General features: G+C 57.4%; 13 protein-coding genes and 1 other RNA gene. 10 read left to right on the top strand and 4 right to left on the bottom strand.

Translation table 11 applies throughout. The features are described from left to right. The first annotated feature begins 110 nt into the window (after positions 1–110). Complete coding sequence (locus EO133_RS14175) at positions 111–1,454, top strand: leucyl aminopeptidase family protein (RefSeq protein ID WP_127073301.1); 1,344 nt, start codon at positions 111–113, stop codon at positions 1,452–1,454. On the opposite strand, the gene EO133_RS14170 is transcribed toward EO133_RS14175, so the two are convergent. Together EO133_RS14170 and EO133_RS14165 are read right to left on the bottom strand one after the other, a co-directional pair. Next, positions 1,448–2,386 carry a 2-hydroxyacid dehydrogenase gene (locus EO133_RS14170; RefSeq protein ID WP_164735026.1) on the bottom strand — a complete coding sequence of 313 codons (939 nt, stop codon included), beginning with the start codon at positions 2,384–2,386 and terminating at the stop codon, positions 1,448–1,450. The two genes, EO133_RS14175 and EO133_RS14170, sit on opposite strands and share 7 nt — an antisense overlap. Positions 2,387–2,464: 78 nt before the next feature. Then, the gene (locus EO133_RS14165) at positions 2,465–3,196 is read right to left on the bottom strand and encodes a c-type cytochrome (RefSeq protein ID WP_127073299.1); all 732 of its coding nucleotides are present in this window, start codon (positions 3,194–3,196) and stop codon (positions 2,465–2,467) included. A gap of 320 nt (positions 3,197–3,516) precedes the next feature. Here EO133_RS14165 and EO133_RS14160 point away from each other — a divergent pair, with 320 nt between their 5' ends. The 6 genes from EO133_RS14160 (at position 3,517) to EO133_RS14135 (ending at position 9,814) form a co-directional block, all read left to right on the top strand. Next, positions 3,517–4,356, top strand: a complete 840-nt coding sequence (locus tag EO133_RS14160; protein ID WP_127073298.1) for a prephenate dehydratase — start codon at positions 3,517–3,519, stop codon at positions 4,354–4,356. 74 nt (positions 4,357–4,430) lie between these two features. Further along, positions 4,431–4,525, top strand: an RNA gene (ffs, locus tag EO133_RS14155) — signal recognition particle sRNA small type. Between the two features lie 53 nt (positions 4,526–4,578). Beyond that, positions 4,579–6,330 (top strand): DNA polymerase III subunit gamma/tau, encoded by a 1,752-nt coding sequence (locus EO133_RS14150; protein ID WP_127073297.1) that lies wholly within the window; start codon positions 4,579–4,581, stop codon positions 6,328–6,330. Then, complete coding sequence (locus EO133_RS14145; RefSeq protein WP_127073296.1) at positions 6,327–6,650, top strand: YbaB/EbfC family nucleoid-associated protein; 324 nt, start codon at positions 6,327–6,329, stop codon at positions 6,648–6,650. The genes EO133_RS14150 and EO133_RS14145 overlap by 4 nt, the downstream gene beginning before the upstream one ends. Before the next feature lie 14 nt (positions 6,651–6,664). Further along, positions 6,665–7,267, top strand: a complete 603-nt coding sequence (recR, locus tag EO133_RS14140) for a recombination mediator RecR (protein ID WP_127073295.1) — start codon at positions 6,665–6,667, stop codon at positions 7,265–7,267. A gap of 138 nt (positions 7,268–7,405) precedes the next feature. Next, positions 7,406–9,814, top strand: coding sequence for a sensor domain-containing diguanylate cyclase (locus EO133_RS14135; protein WP_127073294.1), 2,409 nt, complete (start codon positions 7,406–7,408; stop codon positions 9,812–9,814). Here the strand turns inward: EO133_RS14135 and EO133_RS14130 are convergent. Further along, entirely contained in the window at positions 9,811–10,986 is a 1,176-nt protein-coding gene (locus EO133_RS14130) for a DNA recombination protein RmuC (RefSeq protein ID WP_244640603.1), read from the bottom strand. The two genes, EO133_RS14135 and EO133_RS14130, sit on opposite strands and share 4 nt — an antisense overlap. Positions 10,987–11,059: 73 nt before the next feature. Here EO133_RS14130 and def point away from each other — a divergent pair, with 73 nt between their 5' ends. The 3 genes from def (at position 11,060) to truA (ending at position 13,356) form a co-directional block, all read left to right on the top strand. Continuing rightward, positions 11,060–11,575 carry a peptide deformylase gene (gene def / locus EO133_RS14125; protein ID WP_127073293.1) on the top strand — a complete coding sequence of 172 codons (516 nt, stop codon included), beginning with the start codon at positions 11,060–11,062 and terminating at the stop codon, positions 11,573–11,575. Between the two features lie 115 nt (positions 11,576–11,690). Further along, complete coding sequence (gene fmt, locus EO133_RS14120; RefSeq protein ID WP_127073292.1) at positions 11,691–12,614, top strand: methionyl-tRNA formyltransferase; 924 nt, start codon at positions 11,691–11,693, stop codon at positions 12,612–12,614. A gap of 4 nt (positions 12,615–12,618) precedes the next feature. Beyond that, positions 12,619–13,356 carry a tRNA pseudouridine(38-40) synthase TruA gene (gene truA, locus EO133_RS14115; RefSeq protein ID WP_127073291.1) on the top strand — a complete coding sequence of 246 codons (738 nt, stop codon included), beginning with the start codon at positions 12,619–12,621 and terminating at the stop codon, positions 13,354–13,356. On the opposite strand, the gene EO133_RS14110 is transcribed toward truA, so the two are convergent. Then, on the bottom strand, positions 13,350–13,961 hold the full coding sequence (locus EO133_RS14110; RefSeq protein WP_127073290.1) for a hypothetical protein: 612 nt from the start codon (positions 13,959–13,961) through the stop codon (positions 13,350–13,352). The two genes, truA and EO133_RS14110, sit on opposite strands and share 7 nt — an antisense overlap. Between the last annotated feature and the right edge of the window lie 5 nt (positions 13,962–13,966).

The following is a 13,966-nucleotide window of genomic DNA, read 5'->3' as shown; positions in this document are numbered from 1 at the left end:
ATAAATCATTAACCCTAACAGCCGGTTAAAGCAGGGCTTGGCGATTGCCTCGCTTGGGGGGAACCGATACACAATGGAGCCAAAGCGAATGCCTGACCAGGAGACGAGCAATGAGCGATTCCCAACCCATTATCTGTGTCAGCGAGGGTGAGCTTGAAGGCGCCGGTCTCTCGCAGGAACAATTGCAATGGGCCAAGGCCAATGGCTTTGCCGGCCAGAGTGGCAGGTTGCTGGCCCTGCCAGATAGCGAAGGTGATATTGGCGCTTATTTGTTCGGTATGGGGGCGCCCGGCAAGGCAGCGCCGCTTGCGCTCGGCGCGGCCTCGGCAGCACTGCAAGAGGGCTCTTATGAACTCAAGGGCAATTTTGGCGACCCCGATCTGGCGGCGCTCGGTTTCCTTCTGGGAGCCTACCGCTTCGACCGCTACAAAAAGGGAAAGGCCGCGCCGGAACTGAAAATGCCTGAAAAGGCCGATAGCGCTGAAGTCAAGCGGCTCGCCGAGGCAGCCTCGATTGCCCGCGACCTCATCAATACGCCGGCCAATGATCTCGGCCCCGAGCTGTTCGAGGCCTCGGTCCGCTATTTTGCCCGTGCGCGGAAAATGAATGTCGCCATGGTTATGGGCGATGATCTGATCGAAGAAAATTTCCCGCTCATCCACACGGTTGGGCGCGCGTCCAGCCAACCCCCGCGGCTGATGGATTTGACATGGGGCAACGCAAACCATCCCAAACTGACGCTTGTAGGCAAGGGCGTGACGTTCGATACCGGCGGGCTCAATATCAAGCCCGGCAATTCCATGGCACTGATGAAAAAGGATATGGGTGGCGCAGCCAACGTGCTGGGACTCGCTCATGCCATTATCGATGCCAAGCTGAAGGTGCGTTTACGCGTTCTGCTGCCGATCGTGGAAAATGCCATTTCCGGCTCGGCCTTCCGGCCCGGCGACGTTCTGCCATCGCGCAAGGGGCTTACGGTCGAAATCGGCAACACCGATGCAGAAGGGCGCCTCATCCTGGCTGACGCTCTGACGCTTGCCGATGAAGAAGATCCCGACCTTGTAATCGACATGGCCACGCTGACCGGCGCGGCCCGCGTGGCGCTCGGCCCTGAACTGCCGCCGCTTTACGCGCGCGACGATGAACTGGCTGCGCGCATCATGAAATCCGGTCTGGCACTGGGCGATCCGCTTTGGCACATGCCGCTGTGGCCGGGTTATGACAAGATGCTCGAGTCAAAGATCGCTGACATCAATCATATCTCGAATGGCCCCTTTGCCGGATCGATTACGGCGGCACTGTTTCTCAATCGGTTCACCAGACAGCAAACAGACTGGGTACATCTCGACATCTTCGGCTGGGCGCCGGAAGCTCGCCCCGGTCATCCATTCGGCGGCACGGACCAGGGCATCCGCGCGCTTTATGGCATGCTCAAGGAGCGATACGGTCAGTAGCCCCGGTCGCGATCAACGACATTGCGCAGTGGCTTGCCGGCTTCGTGGTCGAGCAGCATCTGCGCAAAATACTTCACTCCCGAGCGCTCGTTTGAAATCGCGGCAATATGGGGGGTGATGAAACAGGTTTCGATCGTCCAGAGCGGGCTGTCCTTGGGCAATGGCTCGACCTCGAAAACATCAAGGCTGGCGGCAGAAAGCGTGCCATCGCCGAGCGCGCGGACGATATCGGCTTCCCGCTGGTGCTTGCCACGGGCCGCATTGATGATCACCGGTCCGCCAATGAGCCTGCGGCGCAGTTTGCGGAAGGTTTCGTAGTTGAGAATGCCCTCGGTCTCAGGCGTGAGCGGCAGAAGATTGACAAGAATATCTGTGCTCGCAAGGAACGGATCCAGGCCATCCGGCCCTGCAAAGGTTTCCACGTTCTCAACGCTTTTGGGGCTGCGGCTCCAACCCTTTACGTTAAAGCCTAGCAGGCTTAGCTTTTGCGCAGCATCAAGACCGAGAACGCCCAGTCCCATGATCCCCACATTGATCTCAAAAGCAGCGGGCGGATATAGCTGGCTCCAGACCTTGGCCCTTTGATGCGCCTTGTAGCGAGTGAAAAGCCGTTGATGCATTGTCACATTGGCGACGACGTAATCGCTCATGCACTGGGTCAATTCGTCATCGACAAACCGAACGATCGGTACGTCGGGCAGGCGCGGGTGGGCGAGCAGGGCATCGACCCCGGCACCGAGCGAAAAAATAGCCTTGAGATTGTCCAGACCGTCGAACGCGTCTTGGGCAGGCTTCCACGCAAAAATGTAATGGATATTGCCCGGATCGAAGGACTCATCGCGTCGCAGGACCGGATAACCACCGAGGGCCGATTGCAGCCCTTCCGCCCACGCATGTTCGTTCACGTCCGACAAGTGCAACAATAAGGCCATATCTTTTCCTACCCATAACAAAAAGGCCATGCAACAATTGCACGGCCCTTTGCGATTCTCAAATGCAACGCCTTCTGACTATTGAGCAGCTTCCGCGTTTTCGTCCTCAACCGGAGCAACTTCGGCCTCGGCTTCCACATCCACGTCAGTTGCCTCGGCGTCGGTCGCAGCCGCGTCTTCCGCCGGGACCGATGTTGCGTCGTCTGCTTCTGCCGCCGAAGCATTATTGGCGTCTGCTTCATCTTCAACAACGTCCTCTGCCGATACTTCAGGCAGGTCGATCGGATTGGGCGAAAGGGTGCGCAAAAATGCGATCATGTTTGCACGATCTTGCGGATTGGAAAGCCCGGCAAAGGTCATGCGCGTGCCTGGCGCGAAATTACGGGGCGAAGCAAGGAAGTCATCCATGTGCTGGTAATCCCAGACCTCGCCTTGTTCGCGCAGTGCAATCAGAGCGTCCGAATAGTTGAAATCGTCGTGATGCGCGATCACTTCGCCCATGATGTTATAGATGCCGGGGCCTGTGCGGTTGGCATTGGCTTCCGAATAATCGTGACAAGACTGGCAGCGGTTCATCAGGCGTTCGCCCGCTTCAGCCGATGCGGTCTGCATGCGTACGGCGATTGGTTCGATTTCCTGCACGACAGGGCCGGTTTGTCCTTCGGCAATTTCCGGCTCCGGCAATTCATAGGTTGCGCCGCGATTCTCGATGGGCCGATATATGGCTTCTGCAATAAACCCGACACCCATGACGAATACCAGCGCACCAAGGATGGCGCCGAAAATCTTGTTGAGTTCAAACGAATTCATAATTTCGGTCTCTCCGTACCGTTACCCCCGCCGGCGCCGGCAGTGCTGAATGTGTGTTCTGTGCCGTTCAAGACAAATCCAAATCGCCCGAAAGATAGGCGCTCGCGCCAAACTAGATGGATTCGCCTCCAAAAGCTCGCGCGGACCTTATAATAGAAGCTTTGACCGGCGCAACTGGCATTGGCCGGGTGCGACAATTCCCGCAAGACCTGCCTATGGCATGGTTAAAGCCATGGTGCAATTGACTTGATTGGTCGCCGGGGCCATTAGTGGCGCCGCATCCGGTCTGGGCGGATCTTGATAAAAGGGCTTAGAGGACAATGAGAAATATCGCGTTTCAAGGGGAATTGGGGGCATTCAGCCATGCGACGACGGTTGCCGTTTTTCCTGACGATGCGCCGATGCCATGCGTCACGTTCGAGGAAACCATCGGCGCGGTACAATCGGGCGCTGCCGATTATGCGGTTGTGCCGGTGGAAAATTCGCTCTATGGCCGGATTACCGATATTCACCATATCCTGCCCGAAAGCGGGCTTTATATCATCGGTGAATATTACTTGCCCGTACGCATGAACCTACTGGCGGTTCCCGGTGCGACGCTGTCCGACGTCAAGGCGGTACAGTCGCTTTCAGTGGCACTCGGCCAATGCCGCACCTTCATAAAGAAGCACGGTCTGCGCACCATAAATGCGGTCGACACAGCAGGTTCGGCCAAGGAAGTCGCTCTCAAGGCCGACAAATCGGTTGGCGCCATCGCTTCGCGCTTTGCGGCAGAAATTTATGGCCTCGATGTTATAGCGGAAAACATAGAGGACGCAGAGCACAATACGACACGCTTTCTCATTATGGCGCGCGAGCCGCAAACACCCAAGCCAAACGGTACGCGGATCAAAACCACTTTCGTGTTCCGGGTGCGCAACGTGCCAGCAGCGCTATACAAGGCCATGGGCGGGTTTGCCACGAACGGCGTCAACATGACCAAACTCGAAAGCTATATGGTCGGCGGCTCATTTACTGCAACGCAATTTTACGCCGATATCGAAGGTCACCCTGAAGACCGCAATGTCCAGTTCGCGCTCGAGGAGTTGGGATTCTTTTCCGATCATTTCAAGATTCTGGGCATTTATCCGGTGGCTGAAAACGCACCGGATGCAAAGTAACAATGCACTTTGCCCTGTTGATCGGGACCGGTTTGCCCTTGCAAACCGGTTCGTGATGTAACACATAGGGATCGGGAGGTTGGTGGCGGACGAACCGCTCGCCAACCGGGTCAGGTCCGGAAGGAAGCAGCCCTAACGAGTACGGCACGGGTCGTTGTCAGCCTCCTGCTCATTTGCGTCTGATGCGAAGGCGCGGGATTTTCCAAGCATAAATGGGCCTACATGCCGACCGCGAGCGCCGATATCCAGACAACGCCGTATAAAGTTCTGGCCCGAAAATATCGGCCATCGAGCTTTGAAAGTCTTGTCGGTCAGGACGCCATGGTCCAGACCTTGGGCAATGCGTTCAAGTCAGGCCGCATCCATCACGCCTTCATACTCACTGGTGTCCGTGGCGTAGGCAAGACCACAACCGCCCGTATCCTTGCGCGCGCTTTTAATTATGTCGACGAGAGCGGCGCACGTCCCACGCTGGACCTGTCAAAAGAGGGCGCCCATTGCGCAGAGATAGTTGCAGGCACTCATGTCGATGTGATGGAAATGGACGCTGCGTCCAACACCGGCATAGACTCGATCCGCGAAATCAACGCCATGACGCGTACGCCGCCGATGAGCGCACCTTACAAGGTGTTTATCATCGACGAAGTGCATATGCTGTCGACTTCGGCTTTCAACGGACTGCTCAAGACGCTTGAAGAGCCGCCCCCATATGTAAAATTCATCTTTGCGACCACTGAAATCCGCAAAGTGCCCGTGACGATCCTTTCGCGGTGTCAGCGCTTCGATCTGCGGCGCATCACGCCCGAAGTAATGACCGGTTATCTCGGTGGCCTTTTGGAAAAGGAAGGCGTTTCGGTCGAACCCGAAGCCCTTTCTATGATCGTGCGCGCTGGCGAGGGTTCTGCACGCGACTGCCTCTCGCTGACCGATCAGGCCATTGCCCATGGCGACGGAAAAATCACGACTCAGGCCGTGCGGGACATGCTTGGGCTTGCCGACCGCGCCCGCGTCATAGATCTTTTTGAAAAGCTGATGGGCGGCGATATTGGGGGCGCACTCGACGATGCGCGGGCGCTCTATGATTCCGGCGCCGATCCAACGACCATCATTGCCGATCTGGCCGAATTTACCCACCTTGCAACACGCATCAAGATTGTGCCGTCTGCCGCCGCCGATCCGGTGCTTACCCCTGACGAACGCAGTCGCGGCGCCGAACTGGCGCAGAAACTCTCCTTGCGGGTTCTGACGCGCACCTGGCAGATTCTCTCGCGTGGGCTCGGTGAAATCGCGCAATCGGGCAATGGGCTTCAAGCGGCCGAAATGGTGTTGATCCGGCTGGCCTACGCGGCCGATATGCCCAGCCCCGACGAATTGATCGAAAAGCTCACGAGCCAGCCCGATGCGCCGACAACAGGTTCAGCGCCCGGTATGCCGATGCCCAATGGCGGGGGCGCGCAGGCGCGGGCATTCGCGCCGGTGCCGCAAAGCCAGCCGCAGGCGCAACCGGTCAGCCAGCCGCGGGCGCAGGCAGTGGCTTTGCCCGATCCCAGGTCTTACGACCAACTGGTGGCCCTGGCGGGTGAAAAACGCGACATCCTTTTGAAGCACGCTCTTGAGTCCGATCTTAAACCTGTGACGTTTGAAACGGGCCGGATCGAAGTGGCGCTGACGCCGACGGCCAACCCATCGATCGTTTCGGCTCTTTCGGCAAAGCTCAAGGACTGGACCGGTCGACCATGGATGGTCACTGTTTCCACAAAGCCGGTCGATGCACCGACACTGCGCGAAGCGCGGCAGGCCGCCGAGCAATCGGAACGCAATGCGGCGCTTGAAGACCCTATGGTGCAGGCGGTCATGGAGACCTTTCCCGGCGCGCGCCTCGTCAACATCAAGACACGCAGCCAACATGACGATGCCGAGGGTATCGTTGATGGCTTTGAAAGCGATTCCCCGGATATGGAGGACGACGAATGAAAGACCTTATGGGCATGATGGCCAAGGCCCAGCAATTGCAGCAACGTGCGCAGGAATTGCAGGAAGAAGCCGCCTCTAAAATCGTTGAAGGCAGTGCTGGGGCCGGCCTGGTTTCGGTCACGATGACCGCAAAGGGAGAACTGCGCGGGATCAAGATCGATCCCAGCCTTTTCAAGCCCGACGATGCGGAGATCGTTGAAGATCTTATCGTTGCCGCCCATGCCGATGCCAAGCGCAAGGGCGAAGAATATATGGCCGAGAAAATGTCCGAATTGACAGCAGGCTTGCCGATCCCTCCGGGCATGAAACTGCCGTTCTAGGATAGATCCACAAAATGTCCCAGGCATCCGGCGGCCCGGAAATCGAACAGCTTATTCAGCTTTTGTCGCGGTTGCCCGGTCTGGGGCCGCGCTCGGGGCGTCGCGCGGTTCTGCATCTTATCAAGAAAAAAGAGCAGTTGATGATCCCGCTCGCCGCCGCGCTTGATCGCGCAGTGGCTGCGGTCAAGGTGTGCGAAACCTGTGGCAACATCGATACGGTCTCGCCCTGCACAATCTGCTCCGATCCCCGGCGCGGCGAAAGCGGTCTGTTGATCGTTGTCGAGGATGTTGCCGACCTCTGGGCGCTCGAACGCGCGGGCATTGGCGCGGTGCGCTATCATGTGCTTGGAGGCGTGCTCTCGCCGCTCGATGGCATCGGCCCAGATGATCTTTCCATCAATCAGTTGGTCGGGCGCGCATCCGATTACAAGGAAATCGTGATCGGGGTGAACGCGACGGTCGAAGGTCAGACAACAGCGCATTACATCACCGACAGGCTGGCCGATTCCGGAATTGCTATCACGCGCCTTGCGCATGGCGTACCGGTCGGCGGTGAACTGGACTATCTTGATGAAGGTACACTGAGTCAGGCGCTCAAGGCCCGTACCAAATTCTGAATCACAAACGCCGCCAAAACGTAATTTTTTGTTCACGCTAAGACAACGTGATCTGACGGGCCATCGATCGCCCGGTGTTTTGTTTACGTATTCCCTCCTATGCGAGTGTCTTGTGGCGCATAATGCGTGGGAAGTTTGATGTTTGAAGTATTGTATAACCTGGTCGTCCAGCACGACCTTCGCCTTGTCATCATAGCAGCGGCTATTTGTATGTTATCGGCCTTTGCCTGTGTCTCCATATTGGTGCATGCAAGGCAGGCAAAAGGCGCCGCGCGTCATGTCTGGGTGGCAATAGCATCTGTTGCAGTAGGCTTCGGCATCTGGGCAACCCATTTCGTTGCCATGCTCTCGTTCGATGCTGGCTTTCATGTCGGTTATGACATTGGCCTGACAGGACTTTCGCTTTTAATTGCCATTCTTGTTTGTGGTGGCGGGCTTTGGTTTGCCGCGCAAGGCACGCATAGGGGCGATCTGGCGCTTGGTGGCGCCGTTGTCGGTATAGGCATTGCCGTCATGCACTTTACTGGCATGGCCTCGCTGGTTGTCGGCGGAGCCATCGAATGGAATTCCGGAGCAGTGGCTGCTTCCATCCTTTTAGGTATGGCGCTGGGCGGGGCAGCGCTCTATTGGGGCAGTGATCCAGCCAACAAGAAATCGCGCTGGGTCGGAGCCGGGCTTTTGACGCTCGCCGTCTGCTCCATGCACTTTACCGCCATGGGGGCTGCCGGGTTTGAAAATTGCTATGCAATTGTCGGTGAAACCGACATGTCGCCAGCAAACCTTTCGCTCGCAGCGACTCTCGCTTCGATTTTCATTCTGCTGTTCGCGCTCGGCGCGGTCTTTCTTGACGCCCGTGAGCGCAAACGCAGCCGACTCGAAGCGGATCGCATGCGCGGGCTTGCTGATGCTGCGGTTGAGGGTCTCATCGTTTGCGACGATCAGGCGATCGTTGCGGTCAATACCAGTTTCGAAAATCTCGTCGGTGGTGACAAGAAACGCCTGCCCGGACGGTCGATCCTGGAGTTTATTCCGAGCTCGGCCTGCCAAGCCCTTCTGCATGGAGGTCAGGATCTCGTGGAAACCGAACTCCACGCTCATAATGGGGAGCTTGTCCCGGTCGAGCTTGTAATCCACGAGATCGATTTTGGCGGCAAACCGCATCACGCCATTGCGGTACGCGACCTGCGCAACCGCAAAGAAGCCGAACGGCATATCCGCTTCCTCGCCCATCACGACGCGCTGACCGGGCTGCCTAATCGCGCGAGTTTTTCCGCCCGGCTGGAAAGCGAAATCATGAGCGCTGCCGAAATGGACAAGCGCTTTGCGGTTCTGTGCCTTGATCTTGATCGATTCAAGGACGTCAACGACCTCTTTGGCCATGCGGCGGGCGACGCTTTACTGCGCAAGGTGGCCTCCGCCCTGGAACGCACGCTTGGTGGCGACCAGATTGCGGCAAGGCTCGGCGGGGATGAATTTGCTTTGATCGTGCCCGACATCACGACACCGGCAGAAGCGGGCCATGTGGCTCAGGCTATTCTAGACGCCTTCCGTAAGGAAAATCAGAAAACCCATGACGGCACGCTCATTTCCGCGTCTATCGGCATTGCTATTTACCCGAAGGATGCCGAGGAGGCCGAGCACCTGATGAACTGCGCCGATACGGCGCTTTACAGTGCAAAAGATGAAGGGCGCGGCATTTACAAGTTCTTCGAGATGGAAATGGGCGCGCAATTGCGTGATCGCCGTTTGCTCGAGCACGATGCCCGACATGCGGTTGTGCGCAATGAGTTAAGCCTCGTCTATCAGCCGCAGGTCGACATAAAGAGTGGAGAAGTTACAGGTTTTGAGGCGCTTGTGCGTTGGGATCATCCCGAGCGTGGCAGAATTTCGCCAGCCGAATTCATTCCCGTGGCCGAAGATAGCGGATTGATCCTCCAGATCGGGGAATGGGTTCTGCGTCATGCCTGCCAGCAGGCCGCGAAATGGCAAAACCCGCTATCGATCGCAATAAACGTTTCGCCCGTGCAGCTTCATGCGCCGCAATTTCCTGCGCTCGTTTGCGAGATTTTGTTTGAAACCGGCTTGGCACCCAATCGGCTCGAAATCGAAGTGACTGAAACGGCGCTCGTAAAGAACATGAGTCGGGCGCTCTCGGCCTTGCGGCAGATCAAGGCTCTGGGCGTTAAGGTTGCCATGGATGATTTCGGCACGGGCTATTCATCCCTGTCCAACCTGCGCGCCTTCCCTTTCGACAAGCTCAAAGTCGATCAGTCCTTCATCAAATCGGTCGATTCCAACGGCCAGTCCGCAGCAATCGTGCAAGCGGTTCTGGGGCTGGGCAAGGGGCTCAATCTTCCCGTGCTCGCGGAAGGGGTAGAGCGGCCCGAAGAACTGGAGTTTCTGAGAGGTGCTGTATGTCAATCGGCACAAGGCTACTGGTTCGGCCGTCCGCAAACCATCGATGTCTATGAGGCGATCACATCAGGGACGACAACGAACCTCGATACGATTGATTTTGAGCCCATGCGCGAACGCAGAAGCGCTTAATCAGCTATGCGCGGCTTTTCCTCGAAGTCCAGCGCTTCTATGCGTTCGCTGCGCTTTGTGACCTTTCCGGTTGAGATCAGGATTTGGTCGACATCGTTCTGCGTCTGGGTGAAGTGGGACTTGAGTTTGTTGACACGCTCGTCGAGGCGACCAACGTCTTCAAGCAGTGCCATGACTTCTTTCTGAATGACATGGGCCTGCTCGCGCATCCGCACATCGCGCAGCAGCGCCTGAATGACCTGAATTGAAAGCATGAGCAGGGACGGCGATACAATCACAACCCGCGCGCGCGCGGCACGTTGCACGATATCCTCGAACCGCTCATGCAGATCCGCAAAAATCGATTCCGAGGGCACGAACATGAAGGCAGTGTCCTGCGTCTCGCCTGCTATCAGGTATTTCTCTGAAATTGCCTTGATATGAACCCAGCAATCGTTGCGGAAACCAGTCATGGCGGCCTTGAGGGCTTCAGGGTTTTCCGCCTCATTTATCCGCTGCCAGCTTTCGAGTGGAAATTTTGCATCGATGACGAGAGAGGGCGCATCGTTGGGCATATGGATCAAGGCATCCGGGCGGCTGCCATTGGAAAGCGTGACCTGAAAATTATAGGCGTTTGAAGCCAGCCCGTCGGCGATGATCGCTTCCATTCGACCCTGCCCAAACGCCCCGCGCTGCTGCTTGTTGGAAAGGATCGATTGCAGCGAAACGATCTCGCCGGACAATTGGGTGATGTTCGATTGTGCCTTGTCGATAACGGCAAGCCGTTCATGGAGCTTGGACAGAGTTTCTTCCGTCTTGCTTCGGCTTTCGGTCATGGATTGATTGACCCGGTGGCTCGAAGCGTCGATGCGTTCGGTCAAAACCCTGGCAAGATCGGATGTGCGGGTGCCGAAAATCTCGCTCATGGTCTGCATCCGGCCCGTCATCTCCGATTGCACCCGCATCATGTCCGCGAGATGGCGCTCCATTTCCGCAGCACGCACCGCGTCACTGGCTGCCTCATACTGCCGCTGCCGCGCCGAGCGCAGCAAAACAACCAGAAGCACCAGCAGCAAAAACAGCGCCAACCCCAGCCCAATGGCGAGCGATTCAATAACCGTTATGGTGTGACCAGCGATTTCAAACAGAACCGTTTCCATAATGTTCTTGTTATCTGATTCGCGGCTTCCCATATCGCTTTGCTTGACCAGCCTGCAACAAGTGCATTAACCAGAGGCCCAATTGCCCCTGAGCTTGAGACCATAGATGACCAAACGCGAAATCCTGATCCTGCCTGACCCTTTGCTGCGCAAGGTGGCCGAACCTGTCCATGAATTTGACGATGCGCTGAAAAGCACTGTCGAGGACATGTTCGAGACCATGTATGCCGCGCCGGGGATCGGGCTTGCCGGCCCGCAAATCGGCTATATGAAGCGGGTTGTGGTGATCGATCTCGCTGACGAGGAAAATCCGGATTCCGGTAAGATCGCCATGGTCAATCCCGAGATTGTCGCCATGAGCGAAGAGACCGCGATCAGCGAAGAGGGCTGCCTGTCTATTCCCGAATTCGCCTATGAGGTCGAGCGGCCAGCCGAAGTCACCGTCAAATATTTCACGCCCGAAGGCGAGGAAGTTGTGCGCGAGGCCACGGGGCGTCTGGCGGTGTGCATGCAGCACGAAATCGATCATCTCGATGGTGTGCTCTATATCGACTATCTCTCCCGGCTCAAGCGTGACCGGGTGGTCAAGAAGTTCCAGAAACGGGCCAAGGTTGCTGGCTAGATCGTGTTAGCGCTTCATTGAAGAGCTGGCATGACCCGGCCTTTTGTTTTGTCGCAAGTCTTTTCGGAAAGCCGGTTCCCACTTTTCCGGACTTGCTCACTAGGGAGATAGTGTGATGAAGGTGGTCTTCATGGGCACCCCCGATTTTGCCGTGCCCACGCTGACCGAAATCGTCATGCGCGGCCACGATGTTGTGGCCTGCTATAGCCAGCCGCCGCGCCCTGCGGGGCGCGGGCAGGCTGAACGCAAGAGCCCGGTCCACGCCGCGGCGGAAGAGTTCGGCATTCCGGTCTTCACCCCACTCAACTTCCGCAATGCCGAGGATCGCGAAATCTTTGCGAGCCTTGACGCTGATGTCGCGGTGGTCGTCGCCTATGGCTTGTTGCTACCGCCTGCCATTCTCGAGGCGCCTGCCAAGGGCTGCCTGAACCTGCATGGTTCACTGCTTCCGCGCTGGCGTGGTGCCGCGCCGATCCAGCGCGCGATCATGGCGGGCGACAGCCGCACCGCCGTTTCGGTGATGCTGATGGAAAAAGGGCTCGATACCGGCCCGGTTTCGCTGCTGGAGGAAATTCCAATCGGACCCGATATGACAGCGGGCGAACTCCATGATGAAATGATGCGTCGCGGCGCCGATCTTATGGGCCGCGCCCTTGCGGCGCTTGAGCGCGATGGTCTTGTTTTTACGCCCCAGCGGGAAGATGGCGTAACCTACGCCAAAAAGATCGAGAAGGCCGAGGCGCGGATCGATTTTTCGCGCACGGCCCAGGACGTGCATAATCACATCCGCGGCCTGTCGCCATTTCCCGGCGCGTGGTTCTCGCTTGAGATTTCCGGCAAGCCGGTGCGGGTAAAGGTGATCCGTTCGTCGCTGGCGCAGGGCAGCGGAGAGCCGGGTACCGTGCTCAATGGCCTCACAATCGCTTGTGGCGAGGGTGCCGTGTCTTTCAAGACCGTGCAGCGCGAAGGCAAGGGCGCAATGGACGCCGAGGCCTTCTTGCGCGGCTCAGGCGATCTTGCTGGCACGCAAGTGTCCTGACCCCATGCCACGCTATAAGCTCACGATAGAATACGACGGAACCCCGTTTGTGGGTTGGCAACGTCAGGCTGTTGGACTTTCAGTCCAGCAGGCACTGGAAGAGGCGATCGAAAAATTTTCAGGCGAGGCAATCCGCACCCAGACCGCCGGACGAACCGATGCCGGTGTTCACGCGCTCGGGCAGGTCGCGCATTGCGATCTGCAAAAGGACTGGGAGCCCTTTACCGTTCAGCAGGCATTGAACTTCCATCTCAAACCGCTGCCGATTGCCGTTCTGGCATGTGAAAAGGCGGGGGAGGATTTCGAGGCGCGCTTTTCAGCGATTGCCCGCCACTATCAATATCGTATTCTCAACCGCCGTGCCCGGCCCGCGCTCGACGCAAATCGCGTGTGGTTCGTGAACCAACCGCTCGATGCCCAGGCCATGGACAGGGCTGCGCAAACGATCTTGGGCCGCCATGATTTCACGACCTTTCGCGCTGCCCAATGCCAAGCAAAATCGCCCGTTCGTACGCTCGACAGGCTCGATGTTCGCCGGGATGGCGATATGGTTGTGCTGGAGGTTTCGGCTCAATCATTCCTGCATCATCAGGTGCGCTCGCTGACCGGTTCGCTCAAGCTCGTTGGGCAAGGCAAATGGCCGGAAGCCGAGTTGCGCGCTGCACTCGATGCAAAAGACCGCACCCGCTGCGGCGCGATGGCGCCTGCATCGGGGCTTTATCTCGTCAAGGTGGATTACTGAACCGAAACGCCGAACATTGCACCCAAAAGCATCAGGCCGACAAAGCCGCCAACCGCTTGAGCGATAATCAGCATGACGATCTGAAGCGCGGGCAACTCGACGATAAGCCGCGCAATATTGATTTTTACGATGAAGGCCGTGATTGCTGTCAGGAAGGTCATTATCGTCGCAAAGTCGGAAATGACGGCGCCCTGTCCCTGAAACAACCCCAAATTTGCCAGGACAACAATCGCAAAGACGGGCGTGATAAAGACAAGCGAGATGATCGCGGTCGACCAGTTATCTGCGGTCACGAATGCCTCGAACATATCGCCCTTTTGCAACTGGCGCAGCACGATCCAGGTCGCAAGGATTTGGCAGACATAGAGAATGGTCTGAGATGCCAGCATTTCAAGGCCGGAAAGCGTATCGGGATTGGAGGCCGACCGGGCCGAAAATCCGATAATGATGCCATTAGCAACCAGAAGCCCGATAAAACTGCCGATCAATCCATAGCGGGAAAAATCGAAGTAAGTGCCTGCATTACGCTTACCGGTCAGCAAGGCCCATGTGCCGCGCAAGGCCGAACGGAGCTCGTCGATGAGATCGGACACATTGGAAGACACGGGCG

The organism is Pelagibacterium lentulum (assembly GCF_003992625.1).
Classification (GTDB): Bacteria; Pseudomonadota; Alphaproteobacteria; order Rhizobiales; family Devosiaceae; genus Pelagibacterium; species Pelagibacterium lentulum.
Note: the sequence above shows the minus strand (reverse complement) of the source record. Positions and strands in the feature narration are given on the sequence as shown.